Consider the following 19,730-nt stretch of genomic DNA (forward strand, 5'->3'; position numbering starts at 1 on the left):
CGATTGACCCTCGAAGCAAAAACCCGTCTTCCTGAAGCCATACCATTTCTGGCAGATGCGCCGCTCGTGGTGAAAAGCCGCGTCGTCGAGTCCCGCAACCGGAGCGAGAACAAGCAGCTTCGCGTGGCCATCGTGCATTATTGGCTCGTGTCGATGCGCGGCGGGGAGAAAGTCGTCGAAGAGCTTTGCCGCATGTTTCCCCAGGCAGACATCTTCACCCTTGTGTGCAATCCGGATCGGATCAGCGACCTTTTAAAGACGCGAAATATCCGCACCTCCTTTCTGCAGAAGATTCCCGGGGCGAAACGGCATTACGCGAAGATGTTGCCGCTGATGCCCTTCGCGCTCGAACAATTCGATCTGCAAGACTACGATCTCGTGCTGTCGAGCAGATCTGGACCTGCCAAAGGGTCATTACTCGCGCTGACGCCCTTCATATATGCTACTGCCATTCACCGATGCGCTATATTTGGGATCAGTTCCACGTGTATCGACACGGCCTTCCGTGGCTGGGCCGAGCGTTGATGTCGGTCACTGCGCCCATGCTGCGTGCATGGGATGTGACAACCGCTTCGAGGGTCGATGTTTTCGTGGCGAATTCCGACTATGTCGCGAGCCGTATTCGACGCTTCTATGATCGTGATGCTGCTGTGATCCATCCGCCGGTTGCAACCAACGATTTTGCAATCCGGGGGGGCAGAGGTGAGTTCTATCTCTATGCGGGGCAGTTGACGGCTTACAAACGGCCGGACATTGCCGTTCAAGCCTGCACCGAGGCCGACCGGAAACTGGTCGTGATTGGCGAAGGAGAGCAGGCAGCCTATCTCAAGTCGATTGCCGGACCCAGGGTTCAATTCCTCGGCCACCAGCCCTTTCCTGTTTTGCGCGATCATCTGTCGCGATGCCGCGCTTTGCTGTTTCCCGGCACGGAGGATTTCGGCATTCTGCCAGTAGAAGCTATGGCGTCGGGTCGGCCCGTTTTGGCTTTCGACGCCGGGGGCGCACGGGAGACAGTTTGTTCGCCTCATGTGGGGTTTCGCTTCGCGCCGCAGAGCAAGGACGCGCTTCTGGAAGCGATGATGGCGTTCGAGGAGATCGAGGATAATTTCGATCCGGAGACGATCCACGACCATGCCGAGAAATTCTCCTCCGAGGTGTTCCGGGAGCGGCTGACCGCCCTCATTGAGCGCCAGATGTCCAGGCATAATGAACGATGCGCCGGCTCTCTACGCGAATGGTCAAGTTGAATGGGCTGCGCGGACAATACTAGAGGCGCTGTGGGCATCCTGAGCCGCCTCACTGGACGGCATTCGGAACCGTGCGGCAAATGGAAAGATCGGTGGAGCGCGCGGCACGGCTCCCTGACGGAATGGAAAGGATCAGAGCCGTCGAGACATCTCGTCGAGCCGAACTTAGCGAGAGTCGCACGGCGCAGCCGTCATCCATCCTTCCTCCCTCGGCTCAATTGGTCTCAACCTTTCGAGGAATAAACCGTGTCAAGCGTATCGCAAAGTACAACTACGGCCAGTATCTGGACCATAAGTGGAAAATTCCTTGCACGAACGCTCGATTTCGTAAGCCTTCTGGCTCTGGCAAGGATTCTGAAGCCCGAAGATTTTGGCCTGGTCGCCATCGCGACCTCGATGCTAGTCATTGTCGAGGCAATCCTGGATCTCCCACTGACTCAAGCCCTGATGCGTCAGCCGTCCCCTTCAGATCGGATGTTTGACACAGCGTTCACTCTGAGCGTCCTTCGCGGAGGGGCAATCAGCCTCTTGATGGTGATCCTCGCTTGGCCGACGGCCCTTATCTACGACGATTCTCGGCTTGTCTTACTCGTTGCCGTTCTCTCCCTAGCGCCCGCCATGCGCAGCCTGATCAGTCCGCGCATGGTTCTCTTCATGCAACGCTTTGATTTCAAAAGGGAGTTCGCGCTCGATATCATTGCCAAGGGATCGACGCTCCTGTTCGGGGTAGGGGCGGCGCTAACGACTGGCAGTTACTGGGCACTGGCGGTTGGAGCGGTCGCGGGCCCATTTGCTGCGGCGATAAGCTCTTATCTCCTCGCGCCCATGCGACCGACCCTGACCCTTTCGGAGTGGAAGCACTTTCAGGACATGATTGGTTGGAACACGGTTTCCCAAATATTGAACTCAATCAACTGGCAACTGGATCGACTCTTGCTTCCCCGCTTCACGAGCCTGTCGACGTTCGGTGCTTTCAGTGTGGCAGATAACCTCGCCGGAATTCCGCACCAGACTTTTGTAGGACCGCTGATGCGTCCCCTGATGGCGGCGTACTCCAGTGTCGGCGACCATCGCAAGCTGCTAACCGCGTATCTAAAGGCGACAAACGCGATCACCTTGGTTGCAGCCCCGATCCTTCTGATCCTCGCCCTTCTTGCCGAGCAAATCGTTCGCGTCATCGTCGGCGAGAAATGGGCTTTTGCCGCCCCGATTCTCCAATGGCTGTGTCTAGTCAGTCTCATCGGTCTTCCCTCAACCATGATGCCGGCGCTGGCAATGGTCCTGGATAACACCCGCTATGTCGCCCTCAGAATGTTCGTGGAGTTCGTCATCAGATTTCCGGTGACGGTCTTGGGAATCATCTATTTCGGACTAGCGGGGGCACTTGCCGCGCGTATTGTGGCGGTCCTTGTCGCCTATGCCGCATCGCTCCTCATCACCCGCTGGTTGATCGGCGCAACGTTCGGCGCCCAACTCAGGGCCTTTTTTAGGCCATTGGCCGCAAGCTTGCCGATGATTGGTTTCCTACTGTGCGTGCAACCGATGCTGACGATCTTGCCCCCTGGCCTAAACCTCATCGTGAGTTTGATGTTCTGCGGCGGGGCTGCGCTCGCAATCTTCTGGGTATTTGCACTGTTGATTTGGCAAGCCGTCGGTAGGCCCGATGGCCTCGAGACCATCATCGTTCAGAAGATCTTACCACGAAACAGGGCTCTCACCTCGTGATTGAAATTCAGAATAGTTCGAGGTTTGGTGTCACATTTCCGGAGAAGCAGAATGCATTGCTCCCCATTTGCTAAGAGATTCATTATGCTCATTGTCTTTGGTTTGGCAGGATTACTGCACCAGCCCTGCTGGGCTCAAGGGCAGATCAATATTGACGGGTTCCACATGACGTTCGAGGAGAACTTCGACAAGCTGGATGTCTCGGCCTGGGGGGAGAACGGCTCGCGGTGGATTGCCCACACACCCTGGAACGGAGATTTTGGTGACGCACGTTTTACCGACCCGACCGAGGGGTTTCCCTTCACCGTCGAGGGAGGGATCTTGCGCATCGAGGCGCGTAAGGGAGCCGATGGAACCTGGCGTTCGGGCCTCTTGGCGTCGACGAACGCGAAAGGGCAGGGATTCTCGCAAGAATTCGGATACTTCGAGGCACGGATGAAGTTGCCCCCCGGTAAAGGAGTCTGGCCAGCCTTTTGGCTGATCGGGGTCGACCGCTCGAAGTACACCGCAGAGATCGATGTAGTGGAATACTACGGCCGGGTGCCGTGGGAATTCAGTAGCGGCTATCATATCTGGCGTGCGAGCCAAGGTGGCGAAAATTCCACAGACGGCAAATGGACCACGGTTGAGGACGGAACCTTGAGCAACGAATACCATACCTACGGTGTGGAGATCACTCCGGAGAGGACGACCATTTACCTTGATCGCAAATCCATATGGAGTTTCCAGACGCCGAAGGAGTTTCACATGCCGTTCTATCCCTTGGTAAATCTTGCTCTCGGATCAGGCTGGCCGATCGATGAAACGCCGAACCCGTCCTTTTTGCTCGTCGACTACATTCACGTCTACCAGCAAAAGCCGGCTCGTGCCAATGACTGAACGACCATTTCTCACCCCGGTAGACCCGACCTGCATAGCTTCGGTTGTACTGTTCCTCCCTTGGTTGTGGTCCATTCAAGGATAAGACTTTTGCTGCACCGTAATCAGACCAAAGTCTGATTACGGTGCAGCAATTGTTTGGTATGGATGGTACCGATTTTGAAAGGCGCACCTGCTCCTTCCACCGTGTGCCCCACCCGAGGCAGCCACGATTTCCGCGCCGAACGAGGCGGCGTTGGGTTCTCCCGATTGAATATCAGCGAGGTGATTACAAGCCCAGAGAGACATGAAGACCCCATAATTGATGCCATGGAGCATCAGCTATGGCCAACCGGTTTATTTTGGGAGGTATGCGTATGGACGCCGCTACGCACAAACAAGATTACAGGCTCACCAAGACAACGATTTCAGTTTTCGACGAATTCCCCTTTAACCGTTCGAGTATTCGGAGCTTCCGTCGAGGTGAACTCATCGCGGGAGCTGGTGTCCTCGCTGACATGTTTGCTCGCGTGCAGCGGGGGCTGGTCAGCGCCAGGACGATCTTGCCCGACGGCCGGGAATTCATCGTTGAAATTATTCCGAAAGCAGGTCTCATCGGCGAGTTCGAGGTCTTGCACGGGCAGATATTGGACCTTGAATATCGTGCCAGCTCCGATTGCGAACTGCACTTTTTCGAAGGTCGCTTGTTGCGTGAAAGCTGCGCCAACGATCCACGCTTTCAGGCAAAGGTTTTTTCAAGAGTATTGGCGCGGGTTTCGGAACTCGAATTCCGTATCATTGCAAACGCTGGGTCCTGCTTGCAGTCCCGGTTGGCCAGCGCGCTTTTGCGCCTCTCTACAGTTTATGGAAGGGACACCGACAACGCTGACGAACTGGTCATTTCGCAACACGAGTTGGCCGCCATCCTTCCTGCGTCTCGAGAGAAGGTCAATCAGTGTTTGCGACACATGCGAGCGCGTAGAGTAATCGGCGGAACGCAAGGGAAGATTCATATCCTCAACCGCAAAGCGCTGGAGGCGTATGCTCACAGCGCGGCTTCGGTGTAGTGATGTGCCGATCGCTTCCCGACCCCTGTGCCATCTGATGAGTTTTGATTTTATTTGTGAGGCGTCATCGCCGCCGTTGGCTTCAGATTAGCAATGCGTGAGCCTGAGGGCGAGCCACAAATTAGATTTTAGACTGGGTAGGTATCACAATAGTTGGGTTTCAAGTGTACAACGAGCAGAGCTGCTTATGGTCACACCAGGATTCGAAGCCTCCGGCATTCTCAGTCGAGCCAAAGGAGGCCGCATCCGTGGCGGAAGCACGGAACCGCAGAGTGGCCCTTTCCTTTGTCCGGCATCTGTTAGTTGGATAAAACTTGCTGGAGCAAGTCTTCTTGTCTTGATGCCTTACAACGTCACCTTCGATCGTCAAAATCTCCATTTCCCTGGACAGATGGCATGGGCGAAAGATGGCGCTGAGAGCGGTGCTAAGGGTCAAGGTAACGGTGATGGCATTAGTGGAAAAAGCGAAGGCAGTGGTGGTGGCAACAATGAAAGTAATGGCAGAGACAAAAAAGACGGTACCCCCGGCAATAGTGGCAACGCAAAGGGAGGGAAAGTCAATCGATCCACGACCGATGGATTCGCCATTGAAGTCCGTCACGCGAACGGCATGAGTGAAAGCATTACACATGGGCGCTACGTGATGAAGGATGCAAAAGGCCGTACGATTATCAACCGAACGGCAACACCATTGGACCTGTCGAGATTGCAATTGTACGCGCGGTAAGCGTTCGTCGCACGAACCATAACACCTTACACAGCCTCACCTTGTCCCCGTAGTTTTTATACCATCCCTTTGACAGCTGCGGTTTCATACACGCAGATTTCCGTGATCAGCGTCGCGCAACAGCATAGCTGCTTCTGTCCGGTTCGCGACGTTCAGTTTGGCAAGAATCCGTCCCATGTGATGTTTCACAGTCTTTTCATGAAGGCGCAGCTTCAACGCGATCCGTTTGTTGCTCAGCCCCGTCGCAACAAGATTCAATACCTCACACTCACGGCTAGTGAGTTCGCCGATTGAGTCAGTTTTGCAAGGCGGCGCATCAGACAACGCCGAAATGTCGGAGAGCAACCGGGCCGATAGGGCTGGAGAAACGTAAGCTTCGCCAGCTGCCACGGTGCGTATTATTTCGGCGAGTGCGCGCGATCCGACGCCTTTGAGGACATAGCCCCTTGCACCGCTATTCAATGCCTTGATTATATCGTCCCGCATCTCTGACACAGTCAAGATCACGATCTTCTGCTCAGGCGACAGCTCGAGAATTGGCAAAATTGCATTCAGTCCTCCACCCGGCATGGAGATGTCCATCAATAAGACATCCGGAGATTGTTCCCGCGAGATTTGGATTGCGTCCTCTTTTGTGCAGCCTTCGCCCACGATCTGAAAGTCGTTCATTTCGCCCAGGCTACGCTTGACGCCCTCCCTGAACAACGGATGGTCATCGATCACTGCTATACGCACTACCATCATACCTGCTCCATTGAATCGATATTCAGTGACATTCGCACCCTCGTGCCACGCTCCGAAGTATCGAGGGTGAAATGGCCACCAAGGCTTTCAACTCGGTCCTTCAGCCCGGCAAGTCCAATACTGGGATGACTGATCGACGCTGGATCAAATCCCGGGCCATCGTCAGTGACATCCACTACAACCCGCCTGCCTCGGCAAGTTTGTACTACCCGTTGGTTGGTGCCTCCGCCATGGCGGAAGCCGTTGTTCAGCGCTTCTTGAACGAAGCGGTAGATGCAAATTTTTGCCGAAGGTGCGAGCTGCCTCGGCGTGCCGGAGATCGACAGACCAACGTTTGTCCCGGTTTGATATTGATGGGCCGCTACGGCCCGTTGGAGGATTTCGGACAAATCGGCGGCCTCAATATGTGGCAACACCAAGCCCTCGCAAATGTTCCGGATTTCGCTCATTGCCTCGTCAAGACTCTGCTTGATTGCCAAGACCTCACGCTCGCGGATTTCGCGTGGTGCTGCAGGGTCGATTAATGTGTCGCTGTCTAACCGGAGCGCAGCGAACGCCATAAGCTGTGCGGGCCCATCATGCAGATCCGCACCTATCCGTCGTAGATGGCTCTCGTTCAACGCCGCGGCGCGTTGCGAAGCTCGCTGGACGCGGGCATGTAGCGCTTTGTTTTGCATAAGCAGATTGGAAAGTTCGCTGATTCGACGCTTTAGGGCTCGGCCCTGGCGGTCGATTGTCCTGCTCCCGCGGAACACGATGGCTGATAAGACCAGGAAAAAAGTCAGCATAAAGATGGTAACAGCAAGCCAGCTACGCAGTCGTACCTGGTCCAAACTATATTTGAACTCGTCGGCAATTTCATAAAATTCTGATACGGCAACAACCTTGCCCGACCACGGTTGGAGGACCGGATTGTAGATCTCCAGAAGCGGCTTGCCGCTCGCGCGTTCAGCATTGCTCTCTACATCGTCAATCTTGTCAAAACTAGCGACCATCTTGCCGGAAAATGCTGTTTTCAGATCTTCGTTGACGGGGAAGTGCTTCCCCATAAGGCGCTTGTCATTGGAATAAAGCACCAGGCCGTCGCTTCGCCAAAGTCTGAACGAAAAAAGCCTGCTACCCAATGCCCCATTACGCAGCGTCTCATCCAAGGCATGGGTGACGGTATCGTCGAGCACTTGATTTGTTTGCATATCGGGAAGGATCGGCGCGATTACGCTGTCTACGTATAACGCTGTAGCGGCGGCGGAATTACGGGTAACGGCAGCTTCAACAAGAGTTGTCACAAAAATACCTGTGAATATCAGCGCGCCCGCCGATACTAGTCCCCCAGCCAGCAAAAACTGCTTTGCAAGAGACTGGGAATGCCAGCGGGTCAGGAGATTCATCGGGACGCACGGAAATCAGGCCTATGTACAGTTTGAAGCTGCACCGCGCGTTGATTTCGCACTAGACCATTTGATCGAAGCGGCACTCGTACGATCTTTGCTGGTTCATTCATGGTTTTCTCCGTCCGGTTTCGGATGTCCTAGCGGGTGTTGTCCCTCGGAAAGCCGTACACACGGCTAATGGCGACAATTTGCGCGATGATCCTGTTGCGGCAGCCCCAGTTGAACAACACCATTGCGGCACAGGTCTGCGGACTATGCACCCGGCACGATTGCTTGAATGCCATGCCACGCTACTCGGCAATCGTATCCCACAACCATGCGATGAGATTCCGATGCGTGTTGCTTGATGCTTTGCGAACGTAGTGGGCAGCGGTCGCAGCGCTCACGGTCCCGCCAAAATGGCAATAGCAAAGGGCCCTGTGCAATTGGTAATCGGTCAGTTGGAAAAACCGCTTTGCTTCGCCGTAGCTGTCGCCTTGCAAGCCGGCCGCTCGCAGGACGGGATCGGCGAAAGCAACCGAGATCGGCGATCCATCAACGCGGATGCGCTCCCTGGCCTCGGGAGGCAGGTTTTCCGTCTGTTGCAAAGTAGCGAGACGTTGGTCCGGGATCGATTCAAGGAGTTCTGCCCAGCGTTCAATTCGCCGATTGCGCGATAGAGGCGGTGTTTCTCGTTCAATGCCGGCAACGGTCTGCAACTGATCGATTGCAAAGTGCTTCATTTTCTCCTCCTTTAGATATGCGACATCAACAACGAGTAGTCAAAAACGTTCCATTCCGTAGAGGACCGATGAAAAAATACCCACCTTCGGCTGCCGGGCCTTGACCAATTCGGCCAAAAAGACTGTATGCCGTCGACGGGTGCCGCCGCTACAGAAACGCAATTGCAGGAGGTAGTCAGGACGCTCTCGCAGAGGCTACATTCGCACCCCGAAATGTCGGCCCTCAAACAAATCCGTTAATAGTTGTAGGATTTGAACTCCTGCCGCCGGCAACCCCAGGAACCATCATGCCAAAAGTCAGAACAAAGCAGCGAGGCGTCGTCGATGTCAGTCCTGATTGCAATTTGGAAAATCGACTCACTGGTAGACTTACTGAGGAAAACTCCCATAATGTCGGGGACGATACCGTTCGCTTCTCTTGCCGCGCTTCACATGGAAGGAGATTGGAATGTCAATCGGGTTCATCGAACTAATCTAGTTGGGAAATAGGCAGTCGGGACAGCAGAGCATTTAATTCTGACTGACTGTGAGTGTTCGTTTTCCGGTAAGCTGCTTTTAGTTGAGCGCGGGCGGTTTCCTTGCAAATCCCAATCTTGTCTGCAACTGCCTTAACGGATAAACCAGATCCAATTTCGATGGCTAGTTTTGCCTCGGATTTCGTTAAGCCAAACGTGGATCGTATGACTTCGTTGATGGGCTGCTTTTTCTTCTCGGTATCAAAGAATTGAACCAAACACGTGTGCGGCCGAATGCGTCCGCAAGCAGGTCCGGAATGGAGATAATTTTCATCACCACTGGCAGTAGTGAACGACGCTCGACCACCACAAAATCTGAACCGCTTTTGCTGATCTGCTTGCCTATCGCCGCTGCTCGCACTGAACGCTGAAGTCTATCGTTGGTACGCGCATCCACCGCTACGATTCTCTGTTTCACCAGTCGGATTTCGTCACCGAATAGGGATTCAGCGGCCGTAGTAATTCCCAATAGTATTCCCTTACAATCCAGGAGTGCGGCCGCATAACCTACGTGGTTTAGTGTATCGAGGCATTCAGCAGCGTGCCTCATGTTCCGAATTCAAGCCAGCTGAGTCACGCGGCTGAGATAAGCCGCCACTCCTTCAAGGACTGGAGTTTGTTCAGAGGGCACGGGCCCCTGTCGTTGGCTGCGCAAAAGGGGCATGCACCAAAGGCTCCCATCAACCCTAAAGGTAATTGCAGCCCAATGCAGGAACTTCCAAGGCCGTCGGAAGTCCTGGAAATAGGCTGATGTTTGGCGTTCCTCCGGAGACTGAATATCGTCACTATTTTACCCTTTGCTGCACAACCTCTCGCTGTGTGGATATCTAATTGGAACCACGCTTGGTTTACGTCGACAAAATCGCGAAGATCGACTGACACGGGCAACTCAAGCAACATTTGCGTCTCGTCGCGAGGATAGAAAAGGCAGTCAACCGAATCTGTCGCCTGAGCGAAGTGATGGAGCGCAGTTGTCCATGTTTCGGGAGTTATAACCGACGAATATAGTTCGTTCAGTACGTTCAACTTGAACGGGGAATGAGTCCAAATACAGGTCTCTTGGCACCGCATCGCCCCCTCATGCGCATTTGTACTATGACGATCGCGATCGTGGCAACGGTCGGCACCGTCAACGACTACGTCAGAATACTGGCCGAAGACCCTGGGGAAGCGTTCGCATTCTTCGAGGAATCGATGGAGTTGTCGCGGCGTTTTCGAGCGCTGAAGCTCTGGATGTCGTTGCAGTATCACGGGCGAGCGGCTTTTCGCGAGGCAATCGCTCGGGACTTGAGTCACGCTCAACTACTGGCGCCGTCAATCCGAGCGCACCCGGAGTTGGAGATACTCGCCCCGGTATCGCTCAGTGCGGTTTGTTTCCGACACCGTACCAAGGACAACGCGGCCATACTGCGACGTGTGATTGCCCGCGGCCGCGTCTATCTGTCGAACGCCACGATCCACGGACAGTTCGCTTTGCGTGCCTGTTTCGTCAATCACCGAACGACGGAAGATGATGTGCGGGCGATCGTCTCAAAGATCATTGCCGCTGCCGACGAACTCAATCGTTGATCCGCTTATTTGCCCAAAAAAGACGGTGAGATAACGTCGCACTATACAGCCTTGAATATCGGAGAAATCCAAGGCCCGCTGACCTGGAACGGACAGAGTCCGCCATGCACTAGAACAAATTAGCGAAAGAAACCCACCAACGTTCTTTATACCGTTGATCGAAAAATGATCGAGGTAAGCGATTGTGGCTGACGGCGTTTGCGTTCAACGTTAGACCGCATGGGTGTAGCTCATGAAGTGGTTGGTTTAACAGCGTCCGGTACGTTCAAATAGTGACCTGCGTACCAATTTCCACCACGCGTCCTGTCGGTATCTGGAAATATTCGGTGGCGTCGCTTGCTGAATGCGCGAGGGCTATGAACAGCTTGTCTTGCCAATATGGCATCTCCGAACGGGGGAGGCTTTAACGAACGACGGGCCAGGAAGAACGAGATCGTCATGATGTTCCAGCCTGCGATTTTGAAGATAGCCAAGTTCCGAGGGACATTCGGTCTCTCCATGTAGCCGAACGTCAGCGTGACTTGGACAAAGCGATGGACCGGCTCGATGTGCATGCGGTCGCTCTTCCTAACGGTGGGCGTGGGGGCAGTGACCACATTCAGGATGACATTACGCTCATGCAGCGCTGGCAGATGCTTCACATCCTGCGGCTCGGGTGTCGTCGAATTGCATGTCGCTTCCCATAGACCGCTTTGACCGCAAGTGTGTCTGCCTCGAGCCAACATGGCGTAGCTCGAGGCACTGCCGGGTTCCCACGAAGTATTTCAATGATGGGTAATTTTGGACTCGAGGTCGACGATCTCTTCCTTGAGCTGAAGCTTTTCCTTCTTCAGCTGTGCGATATCGAGGCTATCTGACGATGGGGCGGCCTCTAGTGAGGCGACGGCGCGATCAAGTTGTTGATGTTTGGTGCGAAGTGACATCAGGTGTTTTTCGAGGCACATACGGTGCGTTCCTTCTGCTCGTTGTCTTTGAACGGGGGCCTCCGGAAAGTGCCGCTCAGACACGACACCATCTGCAATGTAAGAACGACGAAGAAATGTTCAAGCGGTCCACGTTGATAGACACAGTGCCAATTGCTTCGATTTTCGTTCAACGTCGGCCTCGAAGGCGCAAACAAGCGCTTCGTTATTAGTGTGAAGCACACGGGCAGCTATCGCGTTCCGGCAGCGATTTAGTTGCGATTATTTTGTGCGATTGTATCCAAATTTCGTCTTGGGCTTGTGTCAGAGGTTTCCGTTTCATTGGGGCTGGCACGCAAATCGGAATTATGTAGCCAAAACTGGTCTTTACTGTCTAATTTCGCAAATTGTCAACGCAGGGATTTCGGTGCCAGCAGGCGGTCTATCGCGTCTGCAATATCCGCTTCGCCATAAGGCTTCGCAATCATGATTGCATCTTCGACCAACGAAGCCTCATCAACATCGAAACGGCCAGTGGCGAAAATCATGCCTATCTGGGAGGTGACGGCGTGCAATGGCCGCCATTTCAGCCCCGACATGTCCGGCAACTCGATATCAACGATTAAAATCTTAAACGCCCCAGCTTCCAGGGCGATGAGGGCCTCTGATCCGGAAGCGGCTCCACCGACTGTATGGCCCAAGTCGCGGAGTAGTGCGGCAAGTTCAATTTTGATCAGCGGCTCGTCCTCACAAAGCAGGACAGAAAGCGGCGTTACATTGCTCATGGCCCCTCAACATCTTCCTCCAAAGCTTTTCCTCTGGAAGATGTGCATCCTACTCGGGCACCAGTCCATCAAACACTTCAAGCATCGCGTCGGCAACCGGCCTTGCCCAGTGCTGTTCCGGAAACCTTCAGGGCAGCCTCATCCATATCGCGGGCGGCCAGTGCAAGCGCCGATCCTTCGCTCCTGACGATTTCCTGGGCGCGCTCGATCGCCCAAATGGCAAAGTCGCTTCGTGTGGTGATTTCCACGGTATCCAAGTCACACTCCTTTTCTTGTCGCCGACAGCTATTAGCTTATGGGGAAATATTCCGATAGCGATCAATTAAAAGACCGCCCCAGCTGTGTCGGCACTATCATCCGCACACAACTGGGGTGTGATTGCCGGGTGGTGATCGCGGGTGGACGTTCTAGCGGACAGAAGTTGTCGATTTGCTGCGCGATCATTCGAGCCTGCTATTGCCGCCTGTGCTACTATCTGTGTTTGAGGGCGCGGACTTAGTGGGACGGTTCATGGAACGCAAGCTTGCAGCCATTCTCGCTGCCGATGTCGCAGGCTATTCCGCACTTATGGAAGCCGATGAAGCTGGCGTTCGAGCGACTGAGGGCAGACCACAGAGAACTTTTCGAGCCTGAGGTCCACAAACATCATGGGCGCATTTTCAAGGTAATGGGTGACGGTCTGCTGGCGGAATTCAGCAGTGTTGTCGATGCTGTCGAATGTGCGGCAGCTCTTCAGCGTGGCATGATCGAGCGCAACGCCGCTTTCCCTGAAAGCAATCCCATCGAAATTCGCATCGGCATTAACCTGGGCGAGGTGATTATAGAGGGTGAGGATCGCTATGGAGAAGGTGTGAACATTGCTGCCCGGCTGCAGAGCCTTGCCGACCCCGGCGGTATTTGCGTTTCAGGTAAGGTATCGACGGAGGTCGAGAAGAAGCTGACCTATGCCTTCGAGCCAATGGGCGAGCAGTGGGTGAAGAATATCACCGAACCAATTGCCTGTTATCGCGTAAACTTGAATGCGACCGCACCAGGGCGTGTCAAGTTGCACAGTCCGAACGGATCTGCCGCGCCCAGAAGGATATCGATAGCGGTCTTGCCGTTCAGCAACATGAGCGGTGATCCTGAACAGGAGTATTTTTCCGACGGGATCACCGAGGACATCATTACAGATCTATCCAAAATCTCTGGCCTGCATGTAATCGCCCGCAACACGATGTTCACCTACAAGGGCAGGGCCAGCGGAGATACAGCAGGTCGCCCATGAACTCGGCGTCAGGTTCGTGCTGGAAGGCAGTGTTCGCAAGGCGGGATCACGCGTTCGCGTCACTGGACAGCTCGTCGATGGTGGGGACCGCAGCCACCTCTGGGCAGAGCGCTACGACCGTGAACTCACCGACATTTTCGCGATTCAAGACGAAATCACCCACGCCATCGTCGATCAGCTGAAGATCAAGTTGCTGCCCGACGAGAAAGAGGCGATCAAATCGACCCCCACTGAGGATGTCGAAGCCTATACCTATTATCTTCGGGGCCGGCAGTTCCTACACATGTGTTCGAAATCCTACATGCTCCTGGCACGGCGCATGTTCGCTAGGGCGGCCGAGATCGATCCGGGCTATGCGCGCGCCTACGCGGGCATCGCCAACTGCGATTCGGTGCTTTATTCCTGGCAATATGCCGATGTCTCTATCGATGGCATCCTCGCCACCAGTGCGAAGGCGCTTGAACTTGATCCGGATTTGGCCGATGCGCACGCATCACGCGGCCTTGCCCTCCAATACAACGGACGGCGTGAGGAAGCCGCCGCCGAATTCGACCGGGCTCTTGCTCTTGATGCGGACCTGCATGAGGCGAACTACTTCTATACCCGTTTCTTTTTTGAACAGGGCGATTTCGGACGCGCCGCCGAACTGTTCGAGCGCGCTGCGCGTGTGCGGTCGGACGATTATCGTTCTGCCGTGCTGGTGGCTTGTGTCTATCGTTCCCTCGGTCGACAAGCGGATATGACTAGGGTGGCTCGTCTGGGTTTGGAGCGGGCCGAACGGGAACTCACTCTACATCCGGAGAATTCAAGTCCCGCCCAACTGGGGGCGCTCGCACTAGCACGTTGACCGCGCCAAGGAATGGGCGGTAAGGACTCTGGCTATCGACCCGGATGATCTCAATGCATCGTACAATATTGCATGTACATATTTGCTCCTGGGCGAGATCGAGGCTGCACTTGATCTGCTGGAAAGGTCATTCCAAGAACCAAGCAAATCATGTGGTGGCAGAGCGACCCTGACCTCGATCTAATCCGCGATCATCCGCGCTACAAAGACTGGTTGAGAGAACCATTCCCGGTTGATTTTTGATAATGACAACTCCCTCGTGAGCTTCAGCCTGATTGCCCCGCATAATCCGCGAACAAAGTTGGTTTCACGGCGCTAAGCCGATTTTATTCCAGATGGGATCACTTAACGTCACTGAGTCAGGCTTTCCGGCTTGCGTTCGCAAATGAGTCAGCCTTCTGGTCGGATCGAGTCAGACTTTTCGGCGAGAGCCAGAATCAAAACGCCCATTTTGCTGGTATTTTTGTCAGTCAGGCTTTTGAAAGTGGTTACAGACCACCATCGCCGTGCGAGCTATGCTTTGGCGTACCCGCTGCAGTCGAGGCCTGCCATATGGCGGTTGTCGGCGGCTATTTTCTAGAGGGGCATGTACCGCTGGAGGTGGTGGCAAAACTGCTTTACGAGCGGCCTGATCTCGCCGGATTGGCGGTGCCTGGCCTGCCTGCGGGATCGCTCGGCATGGGCAGCGATCCGAACGCCAGCCATGATGTCTACGCCGTCGCCAAAGGGCCAGAGCAGAAGACGTCGGTTTATTACCAGGTCAGACCCAAGAACTGAGTATCAGCGGCGGCGACCGTCACTTAGGCTGGACTCAAGGACCGATATCACTTCACTGCAGGAACCCAGCCGGAGAAACGCTAACCCCCTCAGGCAGGGCCCAGCTTACAATTTCACCCTCCTCAGGCGCAGCGCGTTGGCGACCACGGACACGGAAGATACACTCATCGCCGCTGCCGCGATCATTGGCGAAAGCAAGATCCCGAATATCGGGTAGAGGACACCTGCGGCGACAGGCACCCCAAGCGCGTTATATATGAAGGCGAAGAACAGGTTCTCCTTGATATTGCGGATCGTCGCCGCCGCCAGATGCCGGGCGCGAACAATGCCAGTCAGATCGCCCTTGACCAGTGTGATTCCGGCGCTCTCCATCGCGACGTCGGCACCAGTTCCCATCGCAATGCCCACATGGGCGGCAGCCAGCGCCGGCGCGTCGTTGACGCCATCGCCCGCCATGGCGACCTTCGCGCCCTTTGCCTGCAGTTCATCGACCAGGGCCTTCTTGCCTTCCGGCAAGATGTCGGCGCGCACTTCGTCTATGCCGACCCTAGCGGCAACAGCCTTTGCCGTGCGTTCATTGTCGCCCGTGGCCATGATGATCCTCAGGCCACTGTCGTGCAGGGCGCGGATCGCTTCCGCGGCCGTTTGCTTGATCGGATCGGCAACGGCAACAAGACCTGCGGGCTTGCCGTCGATCGCCACGAACATCGCCGTCTTGCCGTCCGTGCGCAACGTATCCGCCCGGTCCTGGAGCGATGTGGTATCGAGCTTCAGTTCCTCCATCATCGCCGCGTTGCCGAGTGCCACGGTCTTGCCGGAAACCTTGCCCGTAACACCCTTCCCGGTGATCGCATCGAAATCGTCGACGTTGGACAGATTGACGCCGCGCTCGTTTGCGCCATCCACGATCGCCTCCGCCAGGGGATGCTCTGAGCCTTTTTCAAGGCTTGCGGCAAGCGCCAGCAATTCGCTTTCCTCAATACCATTTGCCACGAGGACATCGGTGAGCTTGGGCTTGCCCTCCGTGAGTGTCCCGGTCTTGTCAACAATCAGCGTATCGACCTTGGCGAAACGTTCCAGTGCTTCGGCGTCCTTGATGAGAACGCCGGCTTGTGCGCCGCGACCCGTCGCTGTCATGATTGACATAGGCGTTGCAAGGCCCAGAGCACATGGACAGGCGATAATCAGCACAGACACTGCTGAAACGAAAGCATAGATCATGCGCGGCTCAGGGCCGAACAGGGCCCAGATGATAAAGGATAGGATCGCGATCATGACCACCGCCGGCACGAAATAGTACGAGACCGCATCTGCCAATTCCTGGATCGGTGCGCGCGAACGCTGCGCCTTGGCCACCATGTCCAGGATCTGCGAAAGCATGGTGTCGGATCCGACCTTTTCCGCCCGCATGATCAGTGAGCCGCTCTTGTTGAGGGTGCCGCCGGTCACGTTGTCACCTTGCGTCTTCTCGACTGGAACAGGCTCGCCAGTAATCATCGATTCGTCGATGGAGGAGCGGCCCTCGATGACCACGCCATCGACCGGAACACTGTCACCAGGGCGGATGCGCAGCCGATCCCCTGATTGCACCTCATCCAGAGGAACATCCGTTTCTACGCCGTCTTCGGCGATACGGCGCGCGGTTTTTGGCGCAAGGTCCAGCAACGCACGAATAGCAGATCCCGTGCGTTCACGCGCCCGCAGTTCGAGCACCTGTCCCACGAAAATGAGCGCAACGATGACGGCTGCCGCCTCAAAATAAGTCGGCACTGATCCGCCATGCCCACGAAAGGAGTGGGGAAAGATATCCGGGAATAGCGTCGCCACCACACTGTAGACGAAGGCCACACCGACCCCGATCGAAATCAATGTCCACATATTCGGGCTGCGATTGACGATGGAGTCCCAACCGCGCTTAAAGAAGGGAAGCGCGGCCCAAAGGACGACGGGCGCAGCCAACGCGAATTCGAACCAGGCCGCGAGACGTTCGCCGACCCAGTCGCGAACTGGCAGACCGAACATCGGTCCCATGGTCAGGATGAGCAGCGGGATCGAACAGGCGGCGCTCACCCACAACCGCCAGGTGAAATCCACCAGTTCCGGATTGGGGCCTTCGTCGCCAGTCGGTACGCCTATCGGCTCCACGGCCATGCCACAGATCGGGCAGGAGCCAGGCCCCTCGCGAATGATTTGAGGATGCATCGGGCAGGTATAGAGCGTACCTATTGGCACTGCTTTGGGCGGCGCAGGTCGTCGGTCTAGGTATTCCTCCGGATCAGACTTGAATTTCTGCTGGCACCCAGACGAGCAGAAATGAAATGTTTTACCCTTATATTCCGCCGTCGGTTTGCCAGCCTTCGGATCGACCATCATGCCACAAACGGGATCGCGAAACACATCAGTCTTCGTATCGATGACGTTGTGATGATTGTGCGTTTCCTGTGCCATTGTACCGACCTTTCAGGTACTTCAAATATGATCGGGATGAAACATACGGCTTCCTATCGTGGGAAGGTCAAGAACGCCCCGGTCAGCCACGATGCTGCGGGGCTAAATAGCGACCCAATTCGCTTCCATGTATCCTATCGCAGCATCTGGCTTTGTGGTTGGTTCAACAGCGTGCAGTGCGTTCAAATAGTGACCTGCGTACCAATTTCCACCACGCGGCCTGTCGGTATCTGGAAATATTCGGTGGCGTCGCTTGCTGAATGCGCGAGAGCTATGAACAGCTTGTCTTGCCAATATGGCATTTCCGAACGGGGGGAGGCTTTCAACGAACGACGGGCCAGGAAGAACGAGGTCGTCATGATGTCGAATTTCCAGCCTGCGATTTTGAAGATCGCCAAAGTCCGCGGGACATTCGGTCTTTCCATGTAGCCGAAGGTCAGCGTGACTCGGACAAAGCGATCGTTGATCGGCTCGAGGTGCATGCGGTCGCTCTTCCTAACGGTGGGCGTGGGGGCAGTGACCACATTCAGGATGACATTGCGCTCATGCAGCGCGTTGTAGTGTTTGAGGCTGTGCAACAGCGCAGTCGGCGTGCCTTCCGGGTTGCCCGTCAGGAAAACCGCGGTGCCGGGTACCATTGTCGGAGGACTCTGTGCCAATTTCCTCGAAATCAGCTCGAGCGGCACGTCGCCTTGCCCGACTTTCTTCTGCAGCTGGCGACTGCCCTTCACCCAGGTGGACATGATCAGCACAATCAGGATGGCGACCAGAAGCGAAGCCCATCCGCCGTCGATGACCTTGATGAGATTCGCACCGACGAAGGTGATGTCGATGATGAGGAAACAGGCGGTGCTGAGAGCTGCCACCCAGAATTGCCATTTCCATATGCGGGTCATCACGATGAACAGCAGAGTGGTTGTCACCAGCATATTGCCGGTCACTGCAATGCCATAGGCAGCGGCCAGATTGGTAGAGCGTTCAGAATCCGAGCACCAACAGGACGACCACAAGTCCAAGAAGGAAGTTGACCCGAGGCAGATAGACCTGCCCAGATTGTTTCTCGGACGTATGTTGGACACGGAGTCTGGGCAGAAGATTAAGTTGTACCGCCTGCCGCGATAACGAGTAGGCTCCCGATATAACCGCCTGACTGGCGATGACGGTCGCTGCGGTTGCCAGAAGCACCATGGGTAAAAGCGCCCATGGCGGAAACATTTCAAAGAACGGATTTTTGGCCGCTTCGCCATGCGCGAGCACGAAGGCTCCCTGACCAAAATAATTCAAGAGCAGACACGGAAACACGATCCACATCCAAGCAGTCGCGATTGGCCGTCGGCCGAAATGTCCAAGGTCGGCGTAGAGAGCTTCCGCTCCGGTTACGGCAAGAAACACTGTGCCGATCGTGGCGAAGGCCGTGCCTTGATTGCGGACAATATAGTCGAACCCGTAGTGAGGATTTACCGCTGCAAGAACACTGAGGTCGTCGAACAAATGCCACAGTCCAAAGAAACCGAGCGCAAGGAACCATGCGAAGGTAATTGGTCCGAAAAAGAACGCCATGCGGGCCGTGCCAAAGCGCTGCACCGAGAAGAGCGTCAACAAAATGGTGATGGTTATCGGAACGACGTAAGGCGTGAAGGCCGGAGTGATGATTTCTAGTCCCTCGATTGCCGACAGCACTGAAATGGCAGGGGTAATGACGGCGTCGCCATAGAATAAGGAAGCGCCGACAATGCCCAAGCCCAGGATCAAGCGGGGCCGGGATTTGTAGCTCTCGCGAGCCAACGCCATGAGAGAAAGGATGCCCCCTTCGCCGTCATTGTCTGCGCGAAGGACAAACAGGATATACTTGACCGTGACGATCAGCGTCAGGGCCCAAAAGATCATGGATACAATCCCGAGGACGTCTGCCCGCAACAACGAACCATCCGTCGATGCAGCGTGCAGTGCTTCGCGAAACGCGTAGATCGGACTCGTGCCGATGTCGCCATAGACAACGCCCAAAGCTCCTAAGACAAGAACTGGGTAGGTCTCGGTATGATGTTCATCCGGATCGTGCAGAGAATGGCTTATTTTGCCCTCGTCATCGGTCCGGGTCGTGCTCATGAGCTGCTTCTCAGTTCGTAATCATTGACGGTC

Annotated in this window: 13 protein-coding genes and 5 pseudogenes; 8 read left to right on the forward strand and 10 right to left on the reverse strand. The window is 55.3% G+C overall.

What is annotated here, in order from left to right:
• Positions 1 to 3: 3 nt before the first annotated feature.
• The 5 genes and pseudogenes from N8E89_RS24245 to N8E89_RS24265 all read left to right on the forward strand — a co-directional run bounded on the left by N8E89_RS24245 (position 4) and on the right by N8E89_RS24265 (position 5,624).
• Positions 4 to 1,247 (forward strand): annotated as a pseudogene (locus tag N8E89_RS24245) (glycosyltransferase family 4 protein).
• Between the two features lie 246 nt (positions 1,248 to 1,493).
• Positions 1,494 to 2,972, forward strand: coding sequence for an oligosaccharide flippase family protein (locus N8E89_RS24250; protein ID WP_262262374.1), 1,479 nt, complete (start codon positions 1,494 to 1,496; stop codon positions 2,970 to 2,972).
• 51 nt (positions 2,973 to 3,023) lie between these two features.
• A complete protein-coding gene (locus N8E89_RS24255) occupies positions 3,024 to 3,851 on the forward strand; it encodes a glycoside hydrolase family 16 protein (RefSeq protein WP_262262375.1) in 828 nt (275 codons plus the stop codon).
• Positions 3,852 to 4,207: 356 nt separating this feature from the next.
• Positions 4,208 to 4,897, forward strand: coding sequence for a Crp/Fnr family transcriptional regulator (locus N8E89_RS24260; protein WP_262263320.1), 690 nt, complete (start codon positions 4,208 to 4,210; stop codon positions 4,895 to 4,897).
• A gap of 187 nt (positions 4,898 to 5,084) precedes the next feature.
• Positions 5,085 to 5,624, forward strand: a complete 540-nt coding sequence (locus tag N8E89_RS24265; RefSeq protein WP_262262376.1) for a hypothetical protein — start codon at positions 5,085 to 5,087, stop codon at positions 5,622 to 5,624.
• Between the two features lie 84 nt (positions 5,625 to 5,708).
• Here N8E89_RS24265 and N8E89_RS24270 read toward each other — a convergent pair whose 3' ends face one another.
• The 4 genes from N8E89_RS24270 to N8E89_RS24285 form a co-directional block, all read right to left on the reverse strand.
• Positions 5,709 to 6,368: a response regulator gene (locus N8E89_RS24270; RefSeq protein WP_262262377.1), complete on the reverse strand. Its 660-nt coding sequence runs from the start codon at positions 6,366 to 6,368 to the stop codon at positions 5,709 to 5,711.
• The gene (locus N8E89_RS24275; protein ID WP_262262379.1) at positions 6,365 to 7,756 is read right to left on the reverse strand and encodes a sensor histidine kinase; all 1,392 of its coding nucleotides are present in this window, start codon (positions 7,754 to 7,756) and stop codon (positions 6,365 to 6,367) included. The genes N8E89_RS24270 and N8E89_RS24275 overlap by 4 nt, the downstream gene beginning before the upstream one ends.
• Positions 7,757 to 8,049: 293 nt before the next feature.
• Complete coding sequence (locus N8E89_RS24280; RefSeq protein WP_262262380.1) at positions 8,050 to 8,481, reverse strand: hypothetical protein; 432 nt, start codon at positions 8,479 to 8,481, stop codon at positions 8,050 to 8,052.
• A gap of 660 nt (positions 8,482 to 9,141) precedes the next feature.
• Positions 9,142 to 9,465, reverse strand: coding sequence for a hypothetical protein (locus tag N8E89_RS24285; RefSeq protein WP_262262381.1), 324 nt, complete (start codon positions 9,463 to 9,465; stop codon positions 9,142 to 9,144).
• Between the two features lie 626 nt (positions 9,466 to 10,091).
• Here N8E89_RS24285 and N8E89_RS24290 point away from each other — a divergent pair.
• Positions 10,092 to 10,565 carry a pyridoxal-dependent decarboxylase gene (locus N8E89_RS24290; RefSeq protein WP_262262382.1) on the forward strand — a complete coding sequence of 158 codons (474 nt, stop codon included), beginning with the start codon at positions 10,092 to 10,094 and terminating at the stop codon, positions 10,563 to 10,565.
• Between the two features lie 265 nt (positions 10,566 to 10,830).
• Here N8E89_RS24290 and N8E89_RS24295 read toward each other — a convergent pair.
• From N8E89_RS24295 to N8E89_RS24310, 4 genes and pseudogenes are all read right to left on the reverse strand, one after another.
• A pseudogene (locus N8E89_RS24295) lies at positions 10,831 to 11,206 on the reverse strand (KUP/HAK/KT family potassium transporter); the annotation flags it as partial.
• Between the two features lie 123 nt (positions 11,207 to 11,329).
• Positions 11,330 to 11,509: a YdcH family protein gene (locus N8E89_RS24300; RefSeq protein WP_262262383.1), complete on the reverse strand. Its 180-nt coding sequence runs from the start codon at positions 11,507 to 11,509 to the stop codon at positions 11,330 to 11,332.
• Between the two features lie 368 nt (positions 11,510 to 11,877).
• On the reverse strand, positions 11,878 to 12,252 hold the full coding sequence (locus N8E89_RS24305) for a response regulator (protein ID WP_262262384.1): 375 nt from the start codon (positions 12,250 to 12,252) through the stop codon (positions 11,878 to 11,880).
• 49 nt (positions 12,253 to 12,301) lie between these two features.
• Positions 12,302 to 12,509: pseudogene (locus tag N8E89_RS24310) on the reverse strand (hypothetical protein).
• Positions 12,510 to 12,762: 253 nt separating this feature from the next.
• Between N8E89_RS24310 and N8E89_RS24315 the strand changes: the two are divergent.
• Positions 12,763 to 14,609, forward strand: a pseudogene (locus N8E89_RS24315) (TPR end-of-group domain-containing protein).
• A gap of 309 nt (positions 14,610 to 14,918) precedes the next feature.
• Positions 14,919 to 15,143 (forward strand): DUF411 domain-containing protein, encoded by a 225-nt coding sequence (locus N8E89_RS24320; protein ID WP_262262385.1) that lies wholly within the window; start codon positions 14,919 to 14,921, stop codon positions 15,141 to 15,143.
• 105 nt (positions 15,144 to 15,248) lie between these two features.
• Here N8E89_RS24320 and N8E89_RS24325 read toward each other — a convergent pair whose 3' ends face one another.
• Both N8E89_RS24325 and N8E89_RS24330 read right to left on the reverse strand, forming a co-directional pair.
• A complete protein-coding gene (locus tag N8E89_RS24325; protein ID WP_262262386.1) occupies positions 15,249 to 17,591 on the reverse strand; it encodes a heavy metal translocating P-type ATPase in 2,343 nt (780 codons plus the stop codon).
• Positions 17,592 to 17,773: 182 nt separating this feature from the next.
• Positions 17,774 to 19,697, reverse strand: a pseudogene (locus tag N8E89_RS24330) (potassium transporter Kup).
• Positions 19,698 to 19,730: the final 33 nt, after the last annotated feature.

The sequence above is a fragment of the Phyllobacterium sp. A18/5-2 genome (assembly GCF_025452215.1).
Taxonomy (GTDB): Bacteria; Pseudomonadota; Alphaproteobacteria; order Rhizobiales; family Rhizobiaceae; genus Phyllobacterium; species Phyllobacterium sophorae.

Bases quoted from the DNA above. Each gene is read 5' to 3' on its own strand.
- N8E89_RS24255 (WP_262262375.1), top strand. From the start codon at position 3,024: ATGCATTGCTCCCCATTTGCTAAGAGATTCATTATGCTCATTGTCTTT.
- N8E89_RS24260 (WP_262263320.1), top strand. From the start codon at position 4,208: ATGGACGCCGCTACGCACAAACAAGATTACAGGCTCACCAAGACAACG.
- N8E89_RS24265 (WP_262262376.1), top strand. From the start codon at position 5,085: ATGGTCACACCAGGATTCGAAGCCTCCGGCATTCTCAGTCGAGCCAAA.
- N8E89_RS24270 (WP_262262377.1), bottom strand. From the start codon at position 6,368: ATGATGGTAGTGCGTATAGCAGTGATCGATGACCATCCGTTGTTCAGG.
- N8E89_RS24275 (WP_262262379.1), bottom strand. From the start codon at position 7,756: ATGAATCTCCTGACCCGCTGGCATTCCCAGTCTCTTGCAAAGCAGTTT.
- N8E89_RS24280 (WP_262262380.1), bottom strand. From the start codon at position 8,481: ATGAAGCACTTTGCAATCGATCAGTTGCAGACCGTTGCCGGCATTGAA.
- N8E89_RS24290 (WP_262262382.1), top strand. From the start codon at position 10,092: ATGACGATCGCGATCGTGGCAACGGTCGGCACCGTCAACGACTACGTC.
- N8E89_RS24300 (WP_262262383.1), bottom strand. From the start codon at position 11,509: ATGTGCCTCGAAAAACACCTGATGTCACTTCGCACCAAACATCAACAA.
- N8E89_RS24305 (WP_262262384.1), bottom strand. From the start codon at position 12,252: ATGAGCAATGTAACGCCGCTTTCTGTCCTGCTTTGTGAGGACGAGCCG.
- N8E89_RS24320 (WP_262262385.1), top strand. From the start codon at position 14,919: ATGGCGGTTGTCGGCGGCTATTTTCTAGAGGGGCATGTACCGCTGGAG.
- N8E89_RS24325 (WP_262262386.1), bottom strand. From the start codon at position 17,591: ATGGCACAGGAAACGCACAATCATCACAACGTCATCGATACGAAGACT.